23 protein-coding genes are annotated in these 19,813 nt (G+C 53.1%); 7 read left to right on the top strand and 16 right to left on the bottom strand.

All coding sequences use genetic code 11. The annotated features are described in order from the left end of the window. Nucleotides 1-359: 359 nt before the first annotated feature. Nucleotides 360-884: a periplasmic heavy metal sensor gene (locus tag P1P89_16975; protein ID MDF1593211.1), complete on the top strand. Its 525-nt coding sequence runs from the start codon at nt 360-362 to the stop codon at nt 882-884. Nucleotides 885-937: 53 nt separating this feature from the next. On the opposite strand, the gene P1P89_16970 is transcribed toward P1P89_16975, so the two are convergent. The 16 genes from P1P89_16970 to ffh all read right to left on the bottom strand — a co-directional run bounded on the left by P1P89_16970 (nt 938) and on the right by ffh (nt 13,966). Then, complete coding sequence (locus tag P1P89_16970) at nt 938-2,518, bottom strand: MBL fold metallo-hydrolase (GenBank protein MDF1593210.1); 1,581 nt, start codon at nt 2,516-2,518, stop codon at nt 938-940. A gap of 261 nt (nt 2,519-2,779) precedes the next feature. Beyond that, nucleotides 2,780-3,418, bottom strand: coding sequence for a 4'-phosphopantetheinyl transferase superfamily protein (locus P1P89_16965; protein MDF1593209.1), 639 nt, complete (start codon nt 3,416-3,418; stop codon nt 2,780-2,782). Next, a complete protein-coding gene (locus P1P89_16960; protein MDF1593208.1) occupies nt 3,402-5,567 on the bottom strand; it encodes an acetate--CoA ligase family protein in 2,166 nt (721 codons plus the stop codon). The genes P1P89_16965 and P1P89_16960 overlap by 17 nt, the downstream gene beginning before the upstream one ends. A gap of 2 nt (nt 5,568-5,569) precedes the next feature. Beyond that, complete coding sequence (gene rsmI, locus P1P89_16955; protein ID MDF1593207.1) at nt 5,570-6,445, bottom strand: 16S rRNA (cytidine(1402)-2'-O)-methyltransferase; 876 nt, start codon at nt 6,443-6,445, stop codon at nt 5,570-5,572. Beyond that, complete coding sequence (locus P1P89_16950) at nt 6,420-6,791, bottom strand: YraN family protein (GenBank protein MDF1593206.1); 372 nt, start codon at nt 6,789-6,791, stop codon at nt 6,420-6,422. Before P1P89_16950 ends, rsmI begins: the two co-directional genes overlap by 26 nt. A gap of 34 nt (nt 6,792-6,825) precedes the next feature. Continuing rightward, nucleotides 6,826-7,911, bottom strand: coding sequence for an adenylate/guanylate cyclase domain-containing protein (locus tag P1P89_16945; protein MDF1593205.1), 1,086 nt, complete (start codon nt 7,909-7,911; stop codon nt 6,826-6,828). Further along, entirely contained in the window at nt 7,908-8,300 is a 393-nt protein-coding gene (locus tag P1P89_16940) for a PilZ domain-containing protein (GenBank protein MDF1593204.1), read from the bottom strand. Before P1P89_16940 ends, P1P89_16945 begins: the two co-directional genes overlap by 4 nt. A 132-nt stretch (nt 8,301-8,432) precedes the next feature. After that, nucleotides 8,433-8,801, bottom strand: coding sequence for a response regulator (locus P1P89_16935; protein ID MDF1593203.1), 369 nt, complete (start codon nt 8,799-8,801; stop codon nt 8,433-8,435). Nucleotides 8,802-9,061: 260 nt separating this feature from the next. Next, nucleotides 9,062-9,673, bottom strand: a complete 612-nt coding sequence (locus P1P89_16930) for a ribonuclease HII (protein ID MDF1593202.1) — start codon at nt 9,671-9,673, stop codon at nt 9,062-9,064. Nucleotides 9,674-9,696: 23 nt separating this feature from the next. Then, nucleotides 9,697-10,044 carry a 50S ribosomal protein L19 gene (rplS, locus tag P1P89_16925; protein ID MDF1593201.1) on the bottom strand — a complete coding sequence of 116 codons (348 nt, stop codon included), beginning with the start codon at nt 10,042-10,044 and terminating at the stop codon, nt 9,697-9,699. 212 nt (nt 10,045-10,256) lie between these two features. Further along, the gene (locus tag P1P89_16920; protein MDF1593200.1) at nt 10,257-10,832 is read right to left on the bottom strand and encodes an RNA methyltransferase; all 576 of its coding nucleotides are present in this window, start codon (nt 10,830-10,832) and stop codon (nt 10,257-10,259) included. Continuing rightward, nucleotides 10,771-11,559, bottom strand: coding sequence for a tRNA (guanosine(37)-N1)-methyltransferase TrmD (trmD, locus tag P1P89_16915; protein MDF1593199.1), 789 nt, complete (start codon nt 11,557-11,559; stop codon nt 10,771-10,773). The genes P1P89_16920 and trmD overlap by 62 nt, the downstream gene beginning before the upstream one ends. Before the next feature lie 3 nt (nt 11,560-11,562). Further along, nucleotides 11,563-12,087 carry a ribosome maturation factor RimM gene (gene rimM, locus P1P89_16910; GenBank protein MDF1593198.1) on the bottom strand — a complete coding sequence of 175 codons (525 nt, stop codon included), beginning with the start codon at nt 12,085-12,087 and terminating at the stop codon, nt 11,563-11,565. Between the two features lie 4 nt (nt 12,088-12,091). Beyond that, nucleotides 12,092-12,322 (bottom strand): KH domain-containing protein, encoded by a 231-nt coding sequence (locus tag P1P89_16905; GenBank protein MDF1593197.1) that lies wholly within the window; start codon nt 12,320-12,322, stop codon nt 12,092-12,094. Between the two features lie 45 nt (nt 12,323-12,367). After that, entirely contained in the window at nt 12,368-12,622 is a 255-nt protein-coding gene (gene rpsP, locus P1P89_16900; GenBank protein MDF1593196.1) for a 30S ribosomal protein S16, read from the bottom strand. 12 nt (nt 12,623-12,634) lie between these two features. Beyond that, the gene (gene ffh / locus P1P89_16895; GenBank protein MDF1593195.1) at nt 12,635-13,966 is read right to left on the bottom strand and encodes a signal recognition particle protein; all 1,332 of its coding nucleotides are present in this window, start codon (nt 13,964-13,966) and stop codon (nt 12,635-12,637) included. 95 nt (nt 13,967-14,061) lie between these two features. Here ffh and rlmN point away from each other — a divergent pair, with 95 nt between their 5' ends. The 6 genes from rlmN (at nt 14,062) to P1P89_16865 (ending at nt 19,696) form a co-directional block, all read left to right on the top strand. Beyond that, complete coding sequence (gene rlmN / locus P1P89_16890; protein ID MDF1593194.1) at nt 14,062-15,129, top strand: 23S rRNA (adenine(2503)-C(2))-methyltransferase RlmN; 1,068 nt, start codon at nt 14,062-14,064, stop codon at nt 15,127-15,129. A gap of 47 nt (nt 15,130-15,176) precedes the next feature. After that, nucleotides 15,177-15,824: a hypothetical protein gene (locus P1P89_16885; GenBank protein ID MDF1593193.1), complete on the top strand. Its 648-nt coding sequence runs from the start codon at nt 15,177-15,179 to the stop codon at nt 15,822-15,824. A gap of 9 nt (nt 15,825-15,833) precedes the next feature. Further along, the gene (locus tag P1P89_16880; GenBank protein MDF1593192.1) at nt 15,834-16,574 is read left to right on the top strand and encodes an aldehyde ferredoxin oxidoreductase N-terminal domain-containing protein; all 741 of its coding nucleotides are present in this window, start codon (nt 15,834-15,836) and stop codon (nt 16,572-16,574) included. Then, the gene (locus tag P1P89_16875) at nt 16,504-17,622 is read left to right on the top strand and encodes an aldehyde ferredoxin oxidoreductase C-terminal domain-containing protein (GenBank protein ID MDF1593191.1); all 1,119 of its coding nucleotides are present in this window, start codon (nt 16,504-16,506) and stop codon (nt 17,620-17,622) included. Before P1P89_16880 ends, P1P89_16875 begins: the two co-directional genes overlap by 71 nt. A gap of 263 nt (nt 17,623-17,885) precedes the next feature. Beyond that, on the top strand, nt 17,886-18,290 hold the full coding sequence (locus P1P89_16870; GenBank protein MDF1593190.1) for a response regulator: 405 nt from the start codon (nt 17,886-17,888) through the stop codon (nt 18,288-18,290). 191 nt (nt 18,291-18,481) lie between these two features. Further along, nucleotides 18,482-19,696 (top strand): alanine--glyoxylate aminotransferase family protein, encoded by a 1,215-nt coding sequence (locus P1P89_16865; GenBank protein ID MDF1593189.1) that lies wholly within the window; start codon nt 18,482-18,484, stop codon nt 19,694-19,696. Nucleotides 19,697-19,813 lie beyond the last annotated feature (117 nt).

The raw sequence follows: 19,813 nt of genomic DNA, 5'->3' as shown, positions 1-19,813 counted from the left end.
CCATAGAATCACACACGCGAAAACAACGAATGCGGGGACGGCAGAATGGCTAAACAAAATTTACGAAGTCAAATTAAGCGGCCGCCAATTTGTTCCGGCTGGATATTTTTTATCCATAAAGACCTGGTTTCATCCCCATAAACCGGTTATATTTTATCCATTTCACACCCCCGATTTTGCACCAACGCTTTCCGTTCTGCTTGAATCCAAAAAAAAGCGCCTTATATTTCAAATAGATATCAAATCGTGCCACATGGTGGCACGCTCTTTGCTGTCTATATCAGTTAAGCAATGAAAGGTCCGCTTGTGTGGGCCATGGAACAACAAAACTTATAACGTTAAATAAAGGAGATCAAACCATGAAAAAACTTATCACTATATTGGGTATCACGCTGCTGAGCGGCCTGCTGGTCGTGCCGGTCATGAGCTGGGCGCAAGGATGGGGCTGGGGCGGCGGTCATATGATGGGAAACTGGGGCAGAGGCCCCGGCAACTATGATCAGGACAACAGAGGGTATGCGTCATCGCTGACCCGGGAGCAGCAGGACCGGCTGACCGATCTTGACCGCAAATTTTACGATGAAAACCGTGATTTGCGGGACAAGCTCTGGGCTAAATCTGCTGAACTGAATGCAGCCCTGGCAGAGACCAGTCCCGACACTGCAAAGGTTACCATGATTCAAAAAGAAGTTTCCGATCTTCGCGCCAAACTGGATGAAAAAATGGTCGCCTATGAAATCGAAGCCCGCAAAATCGCCCCGGACAACCGTTCCGGCGGCGGGTACGGCTATGGACGTCACATGGGAGGCGGCTACGGCAGGGGTGGGTATGGTATGGGCCCTGGAATGATGGGCTACGGCCCCGGCGCCTGCTGGAATAACTAACACCAACAAAAATAATAGGGGGTTGCTGCGGCAACCCCCTATTATTTTTAATTTTATCGGATCTGAACCGTCTCGCCGGCCCGGGGCACGATCACATCGAACCCTTCATTTTCCAGAAATTTTTCAAAGGCCAGGGTCTGTTCTTCTTCGCCGTGCACCGCGGCAATTTTTTTAATCCTGAATTTAGAATCTTTTAAAAACCGCAGCATTTCAGTTTTATCGGCATGGGCGCTGAACCCGCCCAGCTTCACTACCTGTGCCTTTAGGGGATATTCTTTGTTGAGAATTTTCACCAGGGGCGGTTCCCCGCTGCGGCCGGCGGCCGCATAGGCCTCGCCCAGCTCGTGAATGCGCCGGCCGAGGGTATGCTGGGCCATGAAGCCCACAATCAGAATCGTGTTTTTCTCATTATGGATCTTGTAGCGCAGATGATGCAGAATCCGCCCGGCTTCGCACATGCCTGAGGCGGAAATCACAATGTGCGGTTTCTCATCACGGTTCAGGGCCATGGATTCTTCCACCGATCCGACAAAATGCATCTGTTCAAAAGAAAACGGGTTTTGGCCTTTTTGCAGAAAGGTCTCATGGGTCTCGCGATCATATACTTCCGGGTGCTCGCCGAAAATCCGGGTCAGCTTGGTTGCCAGCGGGCTGTCCACATAAATCGGCACCTTGGGCACATCCCCCTGGTTGTAAAGTTCGTGCAGAGTATAGATCAACTCCTGGGTGCGGCCGTAGGCAAAGGCCGGGATCACCAGGGTCCCGCCCCGTTCCACGGTGTCCGTCAGAACCGCTTTAAGCTGACTGGAAATATCTTCCACCGGATCATGAAAGCGGTCTCCATAGGTGCTTTCCATAATCAGCAGGTCGATATCCAAATCATCGTCGGAAAATTTCAGGTTCGGGTCTTTCAGGATCGGTTTGTTGAAACGCCCGATATCACCGGTGTAGCAGATGTTATAGGCGCGTCCGTTTTCCCGGGCCTTGATAATGGTGATGGCCGATCCCAGAATGTGGCCGGCTTCATAAAAAGTGCAGCTCAGATCTTTACCGATGACCACCTCGTGCTGGTAGGGATAACCGTCAAAGTAGGTCAGCGCCTTTTCGGCATCTTCGATGGTGTAAATCGGCCGGACCCGCTCCAGGCGATATTTATCCATGAGCGAATTGATGGCTTCGGTATTCAGCTCATGTCGGTTTTTCTTGAGAAGCTGCTTGATCTTTTTTTCCTTTGTTTTTGAAAGCTTTTGAGTCCGTGGCGACAAGCTCATCTGATATAACAGCGCCCGCAGGGACTTATAGTTGAGGTACTTGGCATCCGACTCCTGGATGTGGCCGGCGTCCAGCAGGAGATACTCGCAGGCATCGGCCGCAACCCGGGTGCAGACAATCCGGCCGCTGAAATTCTGCTTGGTCAGGAGCGGGATCCGGCCGGAATGGTCGATATGCGCATGGGAAAGCACCACATTGGTGATAATGCCGGGATCAAAGGGAAGGGTTTTGTTTTTTTCTTCACTCTCTTTGCGACGTCCCTGAAACATGCCGCAATCCAGCAGAATACGATCGGTTTCGTTTGCCAGCACATGCATCGATCCGGTTACTTCCCGAACCCCGCCATAAAAAGTCACCTGCATCATTAATCTCCTTTCAAATTTGGATCTGCTTATAAAACAAAGTCGCAAACACAAGCTGGCGAATTGTTCCCGGAAAGGGCATGAAACTGTTTGAGGGTCTTAGTGAGCGTTGGGCTGAACAGCTAATATGGCTGCATTCGTGGTGCCGATAAGATCATTCTACCCGGAAATTATTTTGCGGGTAAGATCCTGTTCAGCTTTACGGTCACTTTGACCCGAGTTTTTCAGGCCCTTTCCGGGAATAATTCGCCGACACTTCGATTAACTTTTAGTGATAGAACGTACCGTTGTGATTCTACTTTGTCGACCGTTTTCGGTCACCAGCGTCCATTGAACCTCCCGGACGGGACTGACGACTGCAGCCACATGACCGTCAAAAAAGACCTGCGCCACCAGCCAGGGTTTATCCAAATAATCCACTATCAGGTGATGTTCGTCAAGCACCTTGCCGATACGGCATTTGGTAAGATCCTTTAGACCGATGGCGGCCGCTTTAAGCACTGCTTCCTTGGCCGTCCAGTAACGAAAAAAAAGCTGTAAAGGCGCCTCGCTGGAGAGGCGCCACTCGTCATCCGTGGCTGTCCTGCGGTAAAGGGCTTTCTGGATCGGTCGGATTCGTTCGATGTCGATGCCGATCCGAAATCCGGCGGCCACCCCGCCGACATAGGCGGATTTGTGAGACAGAGACCAGTGGTTGCCGCTAAACGGAAGCGGCGCGCCGTTTTCTTCCTTTAACAGCTGCGCTAAAATGATGCCGTTTTTTTGAGACGACAATTCCAGGGCGCGTCGGGCGTAGCCGCTCAACGCAATCGTTTTTTCTCTCCCTTTCAGGCGCCGGTCCGTTTCCGGAACCGCCAGGATCACCGGAAAGATCGTATCGGACTTATTTTTCAGACCCATCAGGCTGCTTTAAAATAATGCGGCAGTCGGCCACGGTAGCCCCCTGGCCCTCGGGATGCACCAGCAGGGGGTTGATATCCATCTCGCTGATCTCCGGATGATTTATCACCATTTCCGACAATCGGACCATCGCCTTTTCGATGGACTCGATATCGGCTTTGGGCTTTCCTCTGAATCCCTGGAACAGTTTGTACCCGCGAATGCTGCGGACCATCCGGCGGGCTTCATTGCGCTGAATCGGGGCCAGGCGAAAAACCACATCCTGAAAAAGTTCAACAAAAATACCCCCCAGGCCGCACATCAAAAGCGGTCCGAAAATCGGATAGTGGTTCATCCCTAGAATGACCTCAACGCCCGGGGTTGCCATTTTTTCAACAAGGACGCCTTTGATGACGGCATTGGGGTTATATTTTTTAGCCCCTTCCATAATCTGATGATAAGCCTTCTTGACACGTTCACGATTTTCTATCCCCACCACCACACCGCCGGCATCTGTCTTGTGCAAAATCTGGTCGGACACAATTTTCATGACCACCGGAAACGACATCTCCTCGGCAAAACCGACGGCTTCTGCTTCGCCCGTGGCCAGACGCACCGGCAGCACATTAAAGCCGTAGCATTCCAGCAGTTCGGCCCCGTCCAGCTCTCCCAGATGGGTTTTGCCGGCCGACAGGCTGTCGGCAATGATTTGCTGCGCGCAGGCCTTGTCCGTTTTCAGACTGAACTGGGCCAGGTGCTGCCGGTTCAGCCAGTTGGAATAGCGATAGAGGGCGCCAAAAGCCTTGGCGGCATTTTCCGGAAAGCGGAAAACCGGAATGCCGTGCTCCTGCAAGTATTTCACGCCGGCCGAAACATCGATGATCCCCATAAAGCAGCACAGAATCGGCTTGGGGGATCGCCGGGCGATCCGAACAATGGCTTCGGCCGTCCCCAGCACATTGGTCATGGACTGGGGCGTCAGGATCACCAGCGCGCCGTCAACCCCTTCGTCCTTAATGACGGCACCCAGAGCATTTTCATAGCGATCCTGGGCAGCGTCGCCGATGACATCCACGGGATTGTGCACATTGGCGGTAAACGGCAGGTGGCTGGCAAGGGACTCGGTGGTCTCTTCCTTGAATTTGGCAAGCACCAACCCGGACGACACCGTCATGTCCGTGGCGACAATTCCCGGACCGCCGGCATTGGTAACGATGGCGACCCGATTGCCCCCCGGTACTTTGCGCCGCAGCTTGCCCAGTTCATTTTCGTTGCGGTAGGCAAAGGCTGTTGCAAAATCGAAAAGCTCATCAATGGAATCGACCCGGATGATGCCGGCCTGCTGAAAGATGGCGTCATACACGGCCTCGGTTCCGGCCAGGGCGCCGGTGTGGGAAGCTGCCGCCATGGCGCCCGCGCTGGTGCGCCCGGATTTGATCACCAGGACCGGCGTGGGGCGCCGGTCGCCGGAAGTTATCTCCTTTACGGCCTCTATAAATTCAGGGCCGCGGCGCAGTTCTTCCAGATAAATCATGATCACTTCGGTATCGACGTCTTCATGCAGATAGCGCAGGAGATCGAGTTCGTCCACATCCGCCTTGTTGCCGATGGAGATGAATTTCGAAAATCCGAAATCCCGGTCCGCCGCAAAGTCCAGGACGGCCGTGCACAAAGCCCCGCTCTGGGATATAAATGAAATATTGCCGGCCGCCGGCATCCGTGCCGAAAAACTGGCATTCAGGCGCACCGCCGGCAGCGGATTGATCACCCCCAGGCAGTTGGGCCCTACCAGGCGAATCCCCGCCTCGCGGCATAAATCCACAATGCGGTCCTCGGTCTCGCGGCCTTTGCCGCCGACCTCGCGAAAGCCGGCTGAAACAATCACAACCCCCTTCACCCCCTTTTCAATGCTTTCTGCAACCGCATCCAGCGCGAGCTTGGGCGGCAGAATGATGATCCCCAGGTCAACGGCATCGGGAATTTCCCTGATATTGGGGTAGGCCCGCACGCTTAAAATCGAACGCGCGTTGGGATTGACGGGATATAGGGTCCCGGTAAAACCACCCCGTAAAATATTGGCAAAAATATCGTGGCCGACTTTGCCGGGGGTCGTGGAGGCGCCGACAACGGCAACCGATTCCGGCGAAAAAATAGCATCTAGTTTGTCCATGGTTACGTCCCTTTTAGTTTAAGTGCTTCTTTGTAAATTTCATTTTTCGAAACTTTGTATTTTAGCGCCATCTCTTTGGCGATGTCGGAAAGCCGGCGCTGGCCTGTTTTCAGTTTCTGCTGCAGCTCCTGTTGAACCAAATCGGAAACGGCTCCGGCTTCCGCTTTGCATCCCGCCACCAGCAGGGTACACTCGCCTTTAATAACGGCGCGCTGTTTGAGCGTGAAAAGAATTTCCGACAGCCGTCCCCGGATAAATTCCTCGTGTATTTTGGTCAGCTCTCTGGACAACACGGCCGTTCGATCGCCAAAGACTGCCAGGAGCTCTTCTAAAAAAGCCAGCAGCCGGCGGGGGGATTCATAGAATATGATGGTCCGCTCTTCGCGGCATAGCGCTTTTAACGCTTCCAGGCGTTTCCCCTTTTTTCTGGCCGGAAATCCGGAAAATACGAACGTGTCCGTGGGAAGACCGGCCGCGCAAAGGGCTGTAATGATAGCCGACGGCCCCGGTATGGGAACAATGGGGATATTGCCGGCGATCGCCGCCGCAATGAGTGCATAGCCCGGATCGGAAACCGAAGGCGTCCCGGCATTGGAGACCAGCGCAACGGAGGCCCCCTGCCGAAGCCTGGTGAGCAGCTGCGCGCTTCGCTCCTTTTCATTGAAGTCATGATAGGAGATCAGTGGTGTTCTGATGCCATAATGGATGAGAAGCCTGGCCGTATGGCGGGTGTCTTCCGCAGCGATAAGGTCAACGATTTTCAGGGTCTCAAGTGCCCTGAGCGTGATGTCGCTCCGGTTCCCGATGGGCGTGCCCACCACATAGAGCCGACCCGGTGGATTCTCCGCGAAATTATTTATAGGCAAGTTCAAAGGCATTTTTAATAATTTCTATTGCCGGCGGCTCTGTCCGGGAGCTGATGCTGACCACATCAAACCTTGCCCTGGCATCGCTTTGTTTGGTTGCCTTCAGATACTGAAGCGCCGTCATCGATATTTTACGCTGTTTCTGGAGGGTCACCGCCCCTTTGGGATTTCCGAAATGATCGGAAGTTCTGGCTTTAACCTCGACAAAAACAATGGTATCGCCATCTCTGGCAATAATATCGATTTCTCCCTGACGGGTGCGGTAATTGGTTTCCAGTATTTTATAACGCTGCTTTTTTAAAAACCGGGCCGCCGCCGTCTCGCCCGTCCGGCCGAATAACTGCTGTTTGTTCAGCACGCCCTTTCTCCCGCCGAGACCGTGATACCGCCGGTCAGGCCTGATGCCGGCCGGTTACCTGATAAAAGGCCACCGGCTCCGACTTGTTCTTGAGACGCACCTGCCCCTCTCGCTCAAACCGGAATTGATCCGTGACACTCCGGTAGGTTTCTTCTCCCGTAATGATTTCACCGCCCTTTGCCATCTCTTCCAGGCGGGCGGCAACATTGACACAGTCGCCGATAACGGTATAGTCCATCCGGTTTCGGGAGCCCACGTTTCCGACGATTGCACTGCCGGAGTTGATGCCGATGCCGATCTTAAAAACCGCCTGGCCCTGTCGGGCACGCTGCTGCATCAGCTCCGTCAGCGCGTCCTGCATCTCGATGGCCGCTGCCACTGCATCCGCGGGCGCCTTGCTCCCCTCAGCGATCAGTCCGAACACGGCCATCAACTGATCCCCGACAAATTTGTCCAAGACGCCGTTGTTTCGAAAAACAATATCCACCATGATTTCAAAAAACTCGTTGAGCATGGCGACCACGTCTTCTGCCGGCAGCTTTTCGGCAAGGGTTGTGAATAATCGAATATCCGCAAAAAGAATCGTCACATCCCTGCGTTCGTTGGTAATGAGAACGTTGCTTTCCGAATTAATCAGTTTTTCCACCAGGCTCTTTTCGATATATCGGCTCAGGCGGGATCTTAACTCTTCTTCCTTCTTGATCTTCTCATAGGAGAGCGCAAGATCCCTGGCATAAACCAGCAGCTGCATGGACTGGTCTTTTACGTTTTTATTGGCATCCTTGAGCCTTTTGACGACCGTATTAAAGTGCGCGGAAATGTCCTGCAGTTCCTGGTCGGACTTTATCCGCAGCAGCGCATCATCGTCAGCATCGTCAAGCTTGCTGGTTTCCCTGGCCAGTCGAACCAGCTGATCGGCAGAGCTTCTCATCATATAAAAACCGGCCAGGATTGAAAAAAGCGCCAGTGCTGCAAACAGAACGATCACATCCGACAGTTCTATCCTTTGATCCGCAAACAAATACACAACCAGCAAAAAGGGAATGATTCCCAGCAGGACCAGAACAATCCGGGTTTTTCCCACAAAACTTTTAACGCTGCGATATTCCGATGGTTTCATTTTAAATCGCCGGCGGGTTTTTCTTCGCTCAACCCCGCATCTTTTCTGACAAACTGCAGCGGCACGGCAATGACCACAGCCACCGCATATCGCCGTTCGGCCGGCCGTTTATCTGAATCCGGCAGCGGTTCGATCCGGGAAACAGTTGCCGTCCCCTGCAAAGAGGCCTTCAGATCAATGGTGCCGGGCAGATCAATTTTAATATTCAGCTGCTGCCCCTGAAAATACCAATCGGCCTGGCGGGTAATAAAGTTGGCCCCGCCGCCGGACATGTTGCGCAGCATCGTTTTTTCTCTAAACATTTTACCGTCGGCGCTTTTGCCGGACACTTGCGTTATGAGATCTATCTGGAAACGGCTGTCTTCTCTTCGTTCAGATTTTTCGGCCATTTTTTACACCCATCAAATTATTCGTAAAAATAGAGGTCTGTCCATGAGGGGTTGTGGGTTATGCATCGGCCATGCCATGTTGGCGTATTTCGCTGCCGGCTGCGCCCGGAGAGAGTCGCCGGGCGCCGGACGCTAATCCCGCAGCAGCTCATCCACCCGTTTGATCAATTCAAGAGGGCTGAACGGCTTCATGAAGTAATCCTGAGCACCGGCCTGCAGGCCCGCTTCCCGGTCGGCCTCCAGACCTTTGCCGCTGATCATGACAACCTTACAGTGTCGTGTTTCCGGACTGCCTTTGATGATGCGGGTCGCTTCCAGACCGTCGATTTCCCCGGGCATCATGACGTCCATAATAATCAGATCCGGCTTTTGCGTCCGCGCAATTTCAAGAGCGCTTTCCCCGCTGGCGGCCCTCAGGACCTCAAAATGGCTCCTTTTAAGGGTCATTTCAAGAAGCTCGACGGTGTCTTGTCTGTCATCAACTATCAGTATTTTTTTCATTAAACCTGCTTTTTCCGGAAAACCTCTTTTATTATGGATACGCTCCTAATAGAATATTTATTTATACCAGAAAAACACGCGTACAACCAGATCTTTTCGTGTCAGACCTTTTTTTTACAAACGATCTTTTTGTTAAAGTCCATTTGGCGAATACGGTCGCTTGGTTCTGGATTGTTCATGCCGGCAGGGGGGAGCTAACACCTACTGTAGGATCAGCCCTGGTTTGGGTCGGTGATAGAGGCTTTATAAAAAATGTTCAATTATGTAAAATATTCTTTTACACCCCTGAAACTTTTTCTGTGAATGGGACAGCAGCCGAATTCCCTGATGGCTGCCCGGTGGGCGCGGGTGGGATAGCCCTTGTGTTTGCCGAATCCGAACTGCGGGTATTCCTGATGGTAAACATCCATCAGGTTATCCCGGGTTACCTTGGCCACAATGGATGCCGCCGCAATGGAAATGCTGCGACTATCGCCGCGCACAATCGGGCCTTGGGGCAGGGGGGAAGGAATCCGAAAGGTGCCGTCTATCAGCAGAAAATCCGGTTGGGGAACCAGGCTTTTAACAGACACGGACATGGACAGCAGGGCGGCCTGGAGGATGTTGATCCGATCGATCTCGGGCGGATCAACAATACCGATGCCGACGGCGACCGCATGCGCATATATTTCAACATACAGCTGCCGGCGCTTTTTGTGGGATAATTTCTTTGAATCGGTTATGCCCGGAACCGCAAAGCCATCGGGTAAAATCACCGCCGCCGACACAACCGGGCCGGCCAATGGGCCCCGGCCGGCTTCATCAATGCCTGCGATCGACTTAAAACCCTTCTCTTTGGCCTCTTTCTCAAAGACCCACAGGTCGAATTCCATATCAGTGCGGACAAAAACAGATATTATGAAACTCTTTTTTCTTTTAATCTGGCGGCTTTGCCCTTGAGCTTGCGCAGATAATACACCTTTGAGCGACGCACCCGGCCATGCGTCAGGACCTCGATTCTGTCAATGACCGGCGAGTGCATCGGGAAAATTCGCTCCACTCCGATGCCGTAGGAGACTTTTCGGACCGTGAAGGTCGCGTTTGCCAGCCCTTTGCGCTTGCTGATCACAACACCCTGAAAGGCCTGAATTCGTTCTTTTTCACCTTCCTTGATTTTGACATGAACTTTAACCGTATCTCCCGGAAAAAATGAGGGCAGGTCCAGCCGCATCATTTCTCTTTCAATTTGCTTTACTGTTTCCATTTTTCTCTCCCAAGGTTTAGTGCCGGCCACTCCTGCTGGTGAGACCCTTGCAAAACGCTCTCTTTTGCCAAATTTTGGCGTCCCCGACAAGCGGGATTTGCCAACAGGCTCCATCCCGCCAAGGGCAGGATCGCCTTCCTTAAACTAGAACAAAATTGAGCATTTTTCAAAGGTCTCCCGGGATAGCCGGGAATATCTTTTTAAAATTTCAGTTATCCTTCCCTTTCCGTCAACCGGTCCAGTATGATGGCGGCTGCCGTCCGGACGGAAAGGTGGTTATAAGTCGTTCTACCCGTCACCGGCGCCAGCACATAATCCGCTCCATCCAAAACCTCCTGCGCCAGTCCCCAGGCGGTTCCGAAAATCAGCAGATGCGGAGCGCCGGTTTTCAGTTTGGCGCGCAGTGCGCTGAAGCTCAGACAATCCGCGGCAGCCCGGGCGCAGGTTGCAACGGTTTTTACCGCCTGCCCCTCGCTGCTGCTGATGTGCGCCGCCACGTCCCGGAGGGAATCCCTGATGCGAATCAGTTCCAGGGCTTCGCGCCGCTTGGGGTTATAGTCCGCGCCGACACCCTTGACCCAGTGTGAAACAATCCGCTCGATCAGAATTTTTTGATCTTCCAGCGGGGTAATCACATAAAAGGCCCGCACGCCGTAAGTTCGGGACAACCGGGATATATCATGAAGGTCCAGGTTGGTTACGGCCGATGCGACGGTGTCGCCATTTTTATTGATCACCGGATAATGCGTCAGCGCCACGTAAAGATTGGGTGCGAATAATCTCTTCAATGTCGCTGCACCACTTTTCCAGGATTTCCTGCTCCGGTTTGCTCAAGGATCTTTGCTTCAGCAGATCCTTTCGTTTTAAAAATGTTCGTATAAGTGCGCTTTCCAGCCGCCATTTTTCAATTTCTTTGTGGTTTCCCGACAGCAGAACCCCGGGAACCGCCTCGCCCTCAAAATTATCGGGCCGGGTATACTGGGCATGCTCCAGCAAATTGTCCGAAAAAGAGTCCCTGGCAGCAGATTCGCTGCCGCCCAGAACGCCCGGAATCAGCCGCGTCACCGCATCCATGACAACCATGGCAGCCACTTCGCCGCCGGTCAGAACATAATCGCCGATGGAGATCTCGTCGTCGATCAGACCGTCGCCAATGCGCTCGTCCATTCCTTCGTAGCGGCCGCAAATTAAAATCAGCCCTTCCTGGGCTGACAGCGTCCGGGCCATGGGTTGATCAAAAACGCGCCCCTGGGGCGTCAGCAACACCCGTCTGGCCGTGGGCGCCAGTTTCATGGCGGACCGGATGGCGGCCGCCAGCGGTTCGGGCTTCATGACCATCCCGCAACCGCCGCCATAAGGCCTGTCATCGGTAACTCGGTGCCGGCCCCCAGCAAAATCCCGGATATCAAGGGCTGAAGCGTAAATCCGGTCCTGTATTAATGCCCGTCTGACAATCCCGTGTTCCCAAAAAGAGCTGAATATCTCCGGAAATATTGTCAGAACCAAAAAGCGCATCACTCATCTCAGCCCGTCGGGCAGATCCACCTGCATGGTCTTTTGCTCCAAATCGATGGAGACAACCACCGACGCAAGCGCGGGAATCAGCGTTTCCTTCCGGCGCCCGTCGGCAACATCTGTTACGATGTAAACATCGTTGCTGCCGGTGGGCATGATGGACGCCACCCGGCCGATATATTCTCCGGCAAGCGTAAACACCGAAAGCCCGATAAGGTCAAACCAGTAGTAGTCGTCGTCTTCCAGTTCCGGCAGGCTCTTTTTCTCAATGTAAAGCGCGCTGCCCACAAGCGCTTCAGCCTGGGTTCGGTTTTCAATCCCCTCCAGAGACAACAGGGCGGTCTTGGCGTGCGGCTTTGCCCATTTGACCGAATATGTTTTTCCCCCGCCTTTATCATGCCGAGCCAGGAGCAGCGTTCCCGGACTGAATACAGACAGTGACGCTACGTAGGAGTAAATCTTGACATTGCCGGCCATTCCATGGACGCCGACTATCTTTCCGATGGGGACAATATCACTTTTCGCCACGATGCTATTCGATAATCTCTAAAACCGTTCTTTTCTTTACCTTGGCGGATGCTGCGCTTAAGATCGTTCGCATCGCACGGGCGGTTCGTCCCTGCTTCCCGATAACCTTCCCCAGATCCTCTTTGGCCACCTTTAGTTCAAGCACAGAGGTCTGGTTTCCTTCCACCTCTTCAACCCGAACCTGGTCCGGATTGTCAACCAGTGCCTGGGCAATGTACTTAATCAGCTCTTTCATGGCTCAGTCTCCTTTGTTGGCTATTGAGAATTCGGGATCGTGAATTTACGCCGATTTAACGGAAACACCCTCTTTCTTCAGCAGGCCTTTCACTGTGTCCGTTGGCGTCGCACCCTGTTCTATCCAGAACTTGATGCGATCTCCGTTTAGTGAAACTTCTGACGGATTCGGCACTGGATTGTAGGTGCCGACGGCTTCCAGATATCTTCCGTCTCTGGGGGCTTCCGTATCCGCTACAACAATTCGATAAAAAGGTCTTTTTTTGGCGCCGTGCCTGGCCAATCGTATTTTAACCGACATTTCGTTTCTCCTCTAAAACGGCAGCATTCCCCGGCCGAGGCCGCGCATGCCGCCCTTGTTAATTTTTTTCATCATCTTCAAAACCTGGGTATAGTTCTTAAGCAACTTGTTGATATCCTGAACAGCCGTTCCGCTCCCCAGGGCAATCCGTTTGCGCCGGCTTCCATTTATCATGGTGTGCTGACGCCGTTCCGCCGGGGTCATGGAGTTGATAATGGCTTCGATTCGAACAAATTCCTTTTCGTCCACCTGTAAATTTTTAAGCTGTTTTACTTGCCCCATTCCGGGAATCATCTTGATCAGATCCGTTAAAGAACCCATTTTTCGGATCTGAACCATCTGATCACGAAAATCTTCCAAAGTAAACTGATTTTTCCGCAGCTTCTGATCAAGCTGCGCCGCTTTTTCCTGGTCCACCACGGACTGGGCTTTCTCAATCATGGTCAGGACGTCGCCCATGCCCAGTATCCGCGAAGACATCCGTTCCGGATGAAACGGTTCCAGCGCGCTTAGCTTTTCGCCGACACCGATGAATTTAATCGGCTTGCCGGTGACCGCCTTGATGGAAATGGCTGCGCCGCCCCGGGCGTCGCCGTCCATCTTGCTGAGAACAACGCCGTCGATATCGAGGGCCGTATCAAAAGCGCCGGCGATATTGACGGCATCCTGGCCGGTCATGGCATCGGCCACCAGGAGGATATCGGACGGCTGCAGCGCCGCCTTGATCCGCACCAGCTCGTCCATCAGCTCCGTGTCAATGTGCAGACGCCCGGCCGTATCCAGCAGCAGGGTGTCACATCCTTCTTTGACAGCCGCCACCCTGGCGTCCCGGCAGATGTCCACCGGATTCATCTCCGGGCGCGAGGGATACACGGATACCCCCAGCTGTCCGCCCAGTTTTTTAAGCTGATCAATTGCCGCCGGACGATACACATCGGCCGGCACCAGGTAAGGTTTTCTACCGGCGCTTCTTAAAAAAATCGCAAGCTTGCCTGCCGTTGTGGTCTTGCCGGACCCCTGCAGCCCCACCAGCATCACCGAAACGGGTATGGGCCCCGACATCTTCAGTCCTTCATGCCGGCTGCCCATCAATCCGGTCAGCTCATCATTGACGATCTTGACGACCTGCTGCCCGGGGGTCAGGCTTGCCATGACCTCCCGGCCCAGGGACCGCTCTTTGATATCGGCAATAAATTTTTTTACAACTTTATAGTGGACATCCGCCTCAAGAAGGGCTAACCTAACTTCCTTTAAGCCCTCCTCGATATTTTTTTCGGACAGCTTACCATGCCCTTTGAGTTTTTTAAATATTAAATTCAGCTTGTCGCTGAGATTATCAAACATGTCGTCCCAACCGTTTCTATGGCAATGAAATTTTTATAAGTAATATTCTTGACATGTTATGTCAAGAAAAATATCATTCTCTTACGAGTATTAAAATGATTGATTCCGCTGATAAAATCGATATTAAAGACCTGACGCCGGAAGAGCTGGTTCTCTGGCTCCAAACCCATGGCATAGCGCCTTATCGTGCCGGACAGGTATTGCGATGGATATACTCGCGCCAGGCGGATTCCTTTGATGTCATAACCGATATCAAAAAGGAGATCCAGGTGCTGCTTTCAACCCATTTCAGCTTAAACCGCCTCACCAGGGTAAAAGTAGAGTCCTCCGCCGACGGTTCCCATAAATACCTGTTTAAGCTCAGCGACAACAACTGCATCGAAAGCGTTCTGATACCGGAAAAGAACCACCTCACCCTGTGCATATCCACCCAGGTGGGCTGCGCCCAGGGCTGCCGATTTTGCCTGACCGCCCGCAGCGGCTTTGTGCGGAACCTGACCAAGAACGAAATCGTGTCCCAGGTCCGCGATATCATGATGGACCAGGATGATGCCCGGCAGCTGACCAACATCGTCCTGATGGGGATGGGCGAGCCCCTGGCCAATTATGACAATGTGCTGCGGGCGGTGGAGACCTTTACCAATAGAGAAATCGGCCTCGGTTTTGCAAGCCGGCGGATCACCATCTCCACGGCCGGCCTGGTCTCCAAGCTCAACAGCCTGGGGCAGGATACCGGCGTCAATTTGGCGGTATCGTTAAATGCCACGGACAACCGGACCCGGGACATGCTCATGCCCATCAACCGAAGGTATCCCATTGAAACGCTTCTCCAGGCCTGCCGCAACTACCCCCTGACGCCCCATCGGCGTATCACTTTTGAATACATCCTGATCAAAGGGGTCAACGACACCCCGGAAGATGCCGTCCGCCTGGCGGATCTGCTCAAGCCGATTCGATCAAAAATCAACCTGATCCCGTTTAATGAGTATGAAGAGAGTGATTTCCTGCCCCCGCCGGAATCCGCCATTCTGCGGTTTCAGGAAATTCTTTTGCACAAAAATTACACGGTGCTCATCCGTCGCAGCAAGGGCCGGGACATTTCGGCCGCCTGCGGGCAGCTCCGTGTAAAAACCTTAACATCAGAACCATGCGCAGGTATTTAATATCCATATGCTTTTGGGGGTTGAGTTTCCTTTGGGGCAACACACAGTTGGCCCAAGCCGGTGTTGTCTTTTTTGACAGCGTTACCACCACCCACACACCGGTCTATTTAAAGGTCTTGACCAAAGGAATTCTGTTTGCCGAAGGGGGTCGCCTGGTCGATCTTTATTCGGAAGACCAAAAGCTCGGACGCGTCTTAAGCGGCGGCGACGGTTATGGATTTATGAAATTGACCCCGGCTGATGTCGGCCTGAAAACCTTCATTGCCCGGATGGACGGCCATAGCGACAGCGCTTACCTTCTGGTGATGAAAAAAACCGACCGGGCGCTTTTGTTTGAAATCGAAGTTCTCAGCCGCGACTTTTTATCAAATACCGCCGTCAGCGACACCCAAAAAGCCTTGAAAATTCTGAGTAAAAAATTTAAGCTGATTTATCTGGTTCGGTTTTTGGGACCGGACCTTGCCAAAAAAATAATTGCGAAAAATAAGTATCCAGCTTCCGCTGTTCTTCCCTGGCAGGGACCGGACCTGTTTAAAGATTTAAAAAGCCGGCGGATTACCTTGACGGCCATTATCGGGTCCGCCGACATTGTTTCCGAAGCCGCCGACGAAGTGCCGCAGCGGTTTACCTTCGACGAAACCGAAGATGAAACGTCTGTGGAAAGCTGGCAGGAGATCATCAAACATCTGCAATAAGGAGCCGAAATGAAAGGGTTTAACGGTAAAATTGCCCGAATCGATCTCTCCGCTCGTAAGGTAACGATTGAAACACCGCCGGAGACGTTCTACCGGCAGTATCTGGGCGGGCGCGGCATTATCGTCCATACCCTTTTAAAGGAAGTTCCCGCTAAAACCGATCCGTTTGCGCCTGAGAACAAACTCGTTTTCGCCCTGGGCCCCATCAGCGGTCATCCGTTTGTCGGCAGCGGCCGCCATAGTGTCGGCTGCAAGTCTCCGCTTTCGGGCGGATACGGTGAATCCGAGGCCGGCGGTTACTGGGGCGCAGAATTGAAAAAAGCCGGTTTTGACGCCCTGATTATCGAAGGCGCTGCCGCAACCCCAGTTTTCCTCTGGGTCAACAACGGCACTGTTCAAATCCGAGACGCCGGCGATCTCTGGGGTCTGGAAACGGCCGCCGCCCACAGCGCCCTTCAGGCTAAACTTGATGACGGCCGAATTCGCACCGCTATCATCGGCCCGGCCGGAGAAAACCGGGTCCGTTTCAGCTGTATTTTACATGACATCACCCATGTTGCCGGCCGGACCGGGACCGGCGCGGTCATGGGATCAAAAAACCTGAAAGCCGTCGCCGTTAAGGGCGACCGCCCCCCCCCAGACCGCTGCTCCTCAAGAATTGAAAAAAATCAACCGGGACATGCTGAAAAATTTCAAGGAACGATCCAAGCATTGGATGGTGGGAACCGGCCGGGGGATTGTCAATCATGAAAAAACAGGAAATATCCCCATTCGAAACTTTAAAGGCGGGAAATTTCCCGGCATTGAGAAAATTACGCCCCAGATTTTATGTGAGAACTACCTCGAAAAAATGGCCGGATGTTACGGGTGCCCCATTCGCTGTAAACGGGTGGTCAAACTTGAAAAACCTTATACGGTGGACCCCGTTTACGGGGGGCCTGAGTATGAAACCCTGGCCGCCCTGGGTGCCAATTGCGGCATCGATGATCTGGCGGCCATCATGAAAGCCAATGAGCTGTGCAATCGATACGGAATCGATACCATCTCAACCGGCGTGGTGATTTCTTTTGCCATGGATCTTTTTGAAAATAAAATTCTGACCTTGCATGACACCGGGGGGCTGGATCTGACGTTTGGCAATGCCACGGCCATGCTGGAAATGGTGGAGCGGATCGCCCGGCGCAAAGGTTTGGGAGACTTGCTGGCGGAGGGCTCCCGGCGTGCTGCTGAAAAAATCGGCAACGGCGCCTTCGATTTTGCCATGCAGGTCAAAGGTGAAGAAATTCCCATGCACGAACCGCGTTTAAAACAAACCATGGGCATTCACTACAGCATCCATGCCACCGGAGCCGACCATGCCACCGGCTCCAGCGACACCTTGCCCCTGGACGACGGCAGCGCCCAAAAACTCCATGACAAAGGATTCGCGGCGCAGCTGATCAACTGTCTGGGGCTATGTAAATTTGTCCCCTGGAACCATCAGGAAGTGAAAGCTGCACTGGCGTCCATCACAGGCTGGGAAATGGCGTCCGCCGAACTGATGAAGGTGGTGGCGCGCGGCGTCACCCTGTCCCGTGTATTCAATATTCGTGAAGGGTTCTCGGCCAAAGACGATATGCTGCCGCCAAGGTTCGCAACCACGCCCCCCGACAGCCCCCTTAAGGGGATTGATCCGCAAAAGCTGCAGCAGGCTCAAAAAACCTATTATCACATCATGGGTTGGGACGAAAAGGGCATTCCCACCCGGGAAAAACTTGCCGAGCTTGGAATCAACTGGGCAACGCAATATTTAAGTTAACAACCACCTCTAAAAGGGGTGGCTTAATGGTGACCCTAAAAGGGCTGATGGTTGATCTGATTCGCCCTCTCAGCGAATCAGACTAAAAATAATTTCCTCTGTGCTCTCTGTGTACTCAAGCGATCCCGCTTCTGCGGGAAAGCGGGTGAGAGAACAAGTAACGCTCATTCCCGCAAAGCATAGCTTGGACCATCCCGCTATCAACGGGAAGGTTTATGAGGTTAATTAATTCTGACGAATCGGTTTAAAAACAAGGAGCGGCCATGGAAATTAATAAAGAAACCTTTAAGATTCTAATTCTCGATGACAATGAAATCGATTTGGACCTGCTTGAGGATATCTTGATGCGGTTGGGTTTTGAGAACATCATAAAATCCACAAGCGGACCGGAAGCCATCCGGTTGACCGAAGCGCATTCCCCGGATTTATTCTTTATAGACATCATGATGCCCGAAATGTCCGGCGATGAATTCAGGGGACTTTTGAAAGAAAGACCCGCTACCCGCAATACCCCTGTTATTTACATATCAGGCATTATTTCAAAGGAAGAAGAGAAGGCCATCAGCGGTCGCTTCCCCAGCGGCGATTTGATTGTTGCCAAGCCCTTCACCAAAAGCAAAATCGCCCGGGCAATACTCGAAAGCCTTGGTATGGCGCCTGAGAATTAAACACGACAGCTGCTTTTCTGGGATTCCGGTCCGGGCAAAACATAGATGGAAAACATCATCCGGATTTAGGTCGGATGAGGTTTTTTTCAATCCCTTGACACACCGTTTTGATTCCATTATAAGCCTAAAAATTGACAGACGGCCCAGGCCGTTCCAACTATCGGCAACATAACTAAAAAAGGAATCGAATCATGAATTTAGACCGACAGGAAGCACCCTTGCGGCGATTGATGGGCCCCGGGCCGCTGGATGTCCACCCACGTGTATATAAAGCACTGGCATCTCCGGTGATCGGATATCTCGATCCGGTATATCTGAACGTGCTGGATCGAATCGGCGAACTGCTTCCGCCGGTATTCGGAACAAAAAACCGCCTCACCCATGCCACCCCCGGAACCGGCACCTCCGGCATGGAGACCTGCATCGCGAATCTGCTGGAACCGGGCGACCGCGTGCTGGTGTGTGTCCACGGTTTTTTCGGCGACCGCATCCGTCAGATGGCGGAACGCCAGGACGCCCAGGTCACTGTGATCGAACAGGAATGGGGAAAACCCACCGATCCCGAAAAGGTGGAGGCCGCCCTTAAACAGGGGTCTTATAAACTGCTGGCGCTGGTTCATGCCGAAACTTCCACCGGCGTGCTGCAGCCCATGGCGGATATCGTCCGGCTGGCAAAAACTTTCGATACCCTGCTGATGCTCGACACGGTATCATCCCTTGGCGGGATTGAAATCAAGGTGGATGAATGGGGAGTTGACGCCGCTTTCAGCTGCAGCCAGAAGTGCATCGGCACTCCGCCGGGGCTATCGCCCATCACCTTCAGCGACCGCGCCGTCAAAACGGTGAAAAAACGCAAACACATGGTGAGGAGCTGGTATCTGGACATGGCCTTGCTGGAAAAGTACTGGGGGCCGGAGCGTATGTACCATCATACCAGTTCCAGCACGCTCAATTACGCCCTGCTGGAAGCACTGCTGCTGATCCATGAAGAGGGCCTGCAAAACCGATTTTTACGCCACCGCAAGAACCACAAGGCCCTTGTCGCCGGCGTGGAGGCCCTGGGTCTTAAGATGCTGGTCAAACCGGAACACCGGCTGCCGACCCTGAATACCATCGTCATTCCGGAAGGCGTGGACGATGTCAAGCTGCGCCGCTATCTGCTGGACAAGTTCAAGCTGGACATCGGCGGCGGTTTCGGACTGCTGAAGGGCAAGGTCTGGCGGGTGGGGCTGATGGGGTATTCCTGCTCGGCCGACAACGTACTCTTTTTTATTCCGGCCCTGAGCCGGGCACTAACCGTACAGGGTGTAAAGACCGATCTGGCCTCGGGCCTGGATGCCGTCTTGTCCGAACTGGATGGAGACGTGGTTGCGCTTCCGGTCAAAGAGGCTGTCGCGGCGAGTTAGTAGACCCCCTTTTTTATAATCCATTTCCTCACCAGGACGGCTAGTGTCTCGTCAACCATCAATTGTCGGATAGAGGCGGCGTAGTTTTATCCTGGCATCCTCGGCAGTGAATTGCCA

This window comes from Desulfobacterales bacterium (genome assembly GCA_029211065.1).
Taxonomy (GTDB): domain Bacteria; phylum Desulfobacterota; class Desulfobacteria; order Desulfobacterales; family JARGFK01; genus JARGFK01.
The sequence above is the reverse complement of the archived record's forward strand: the minus strand, read 5'-3'. Positions and strand labels throughout refer to the sequence as shown.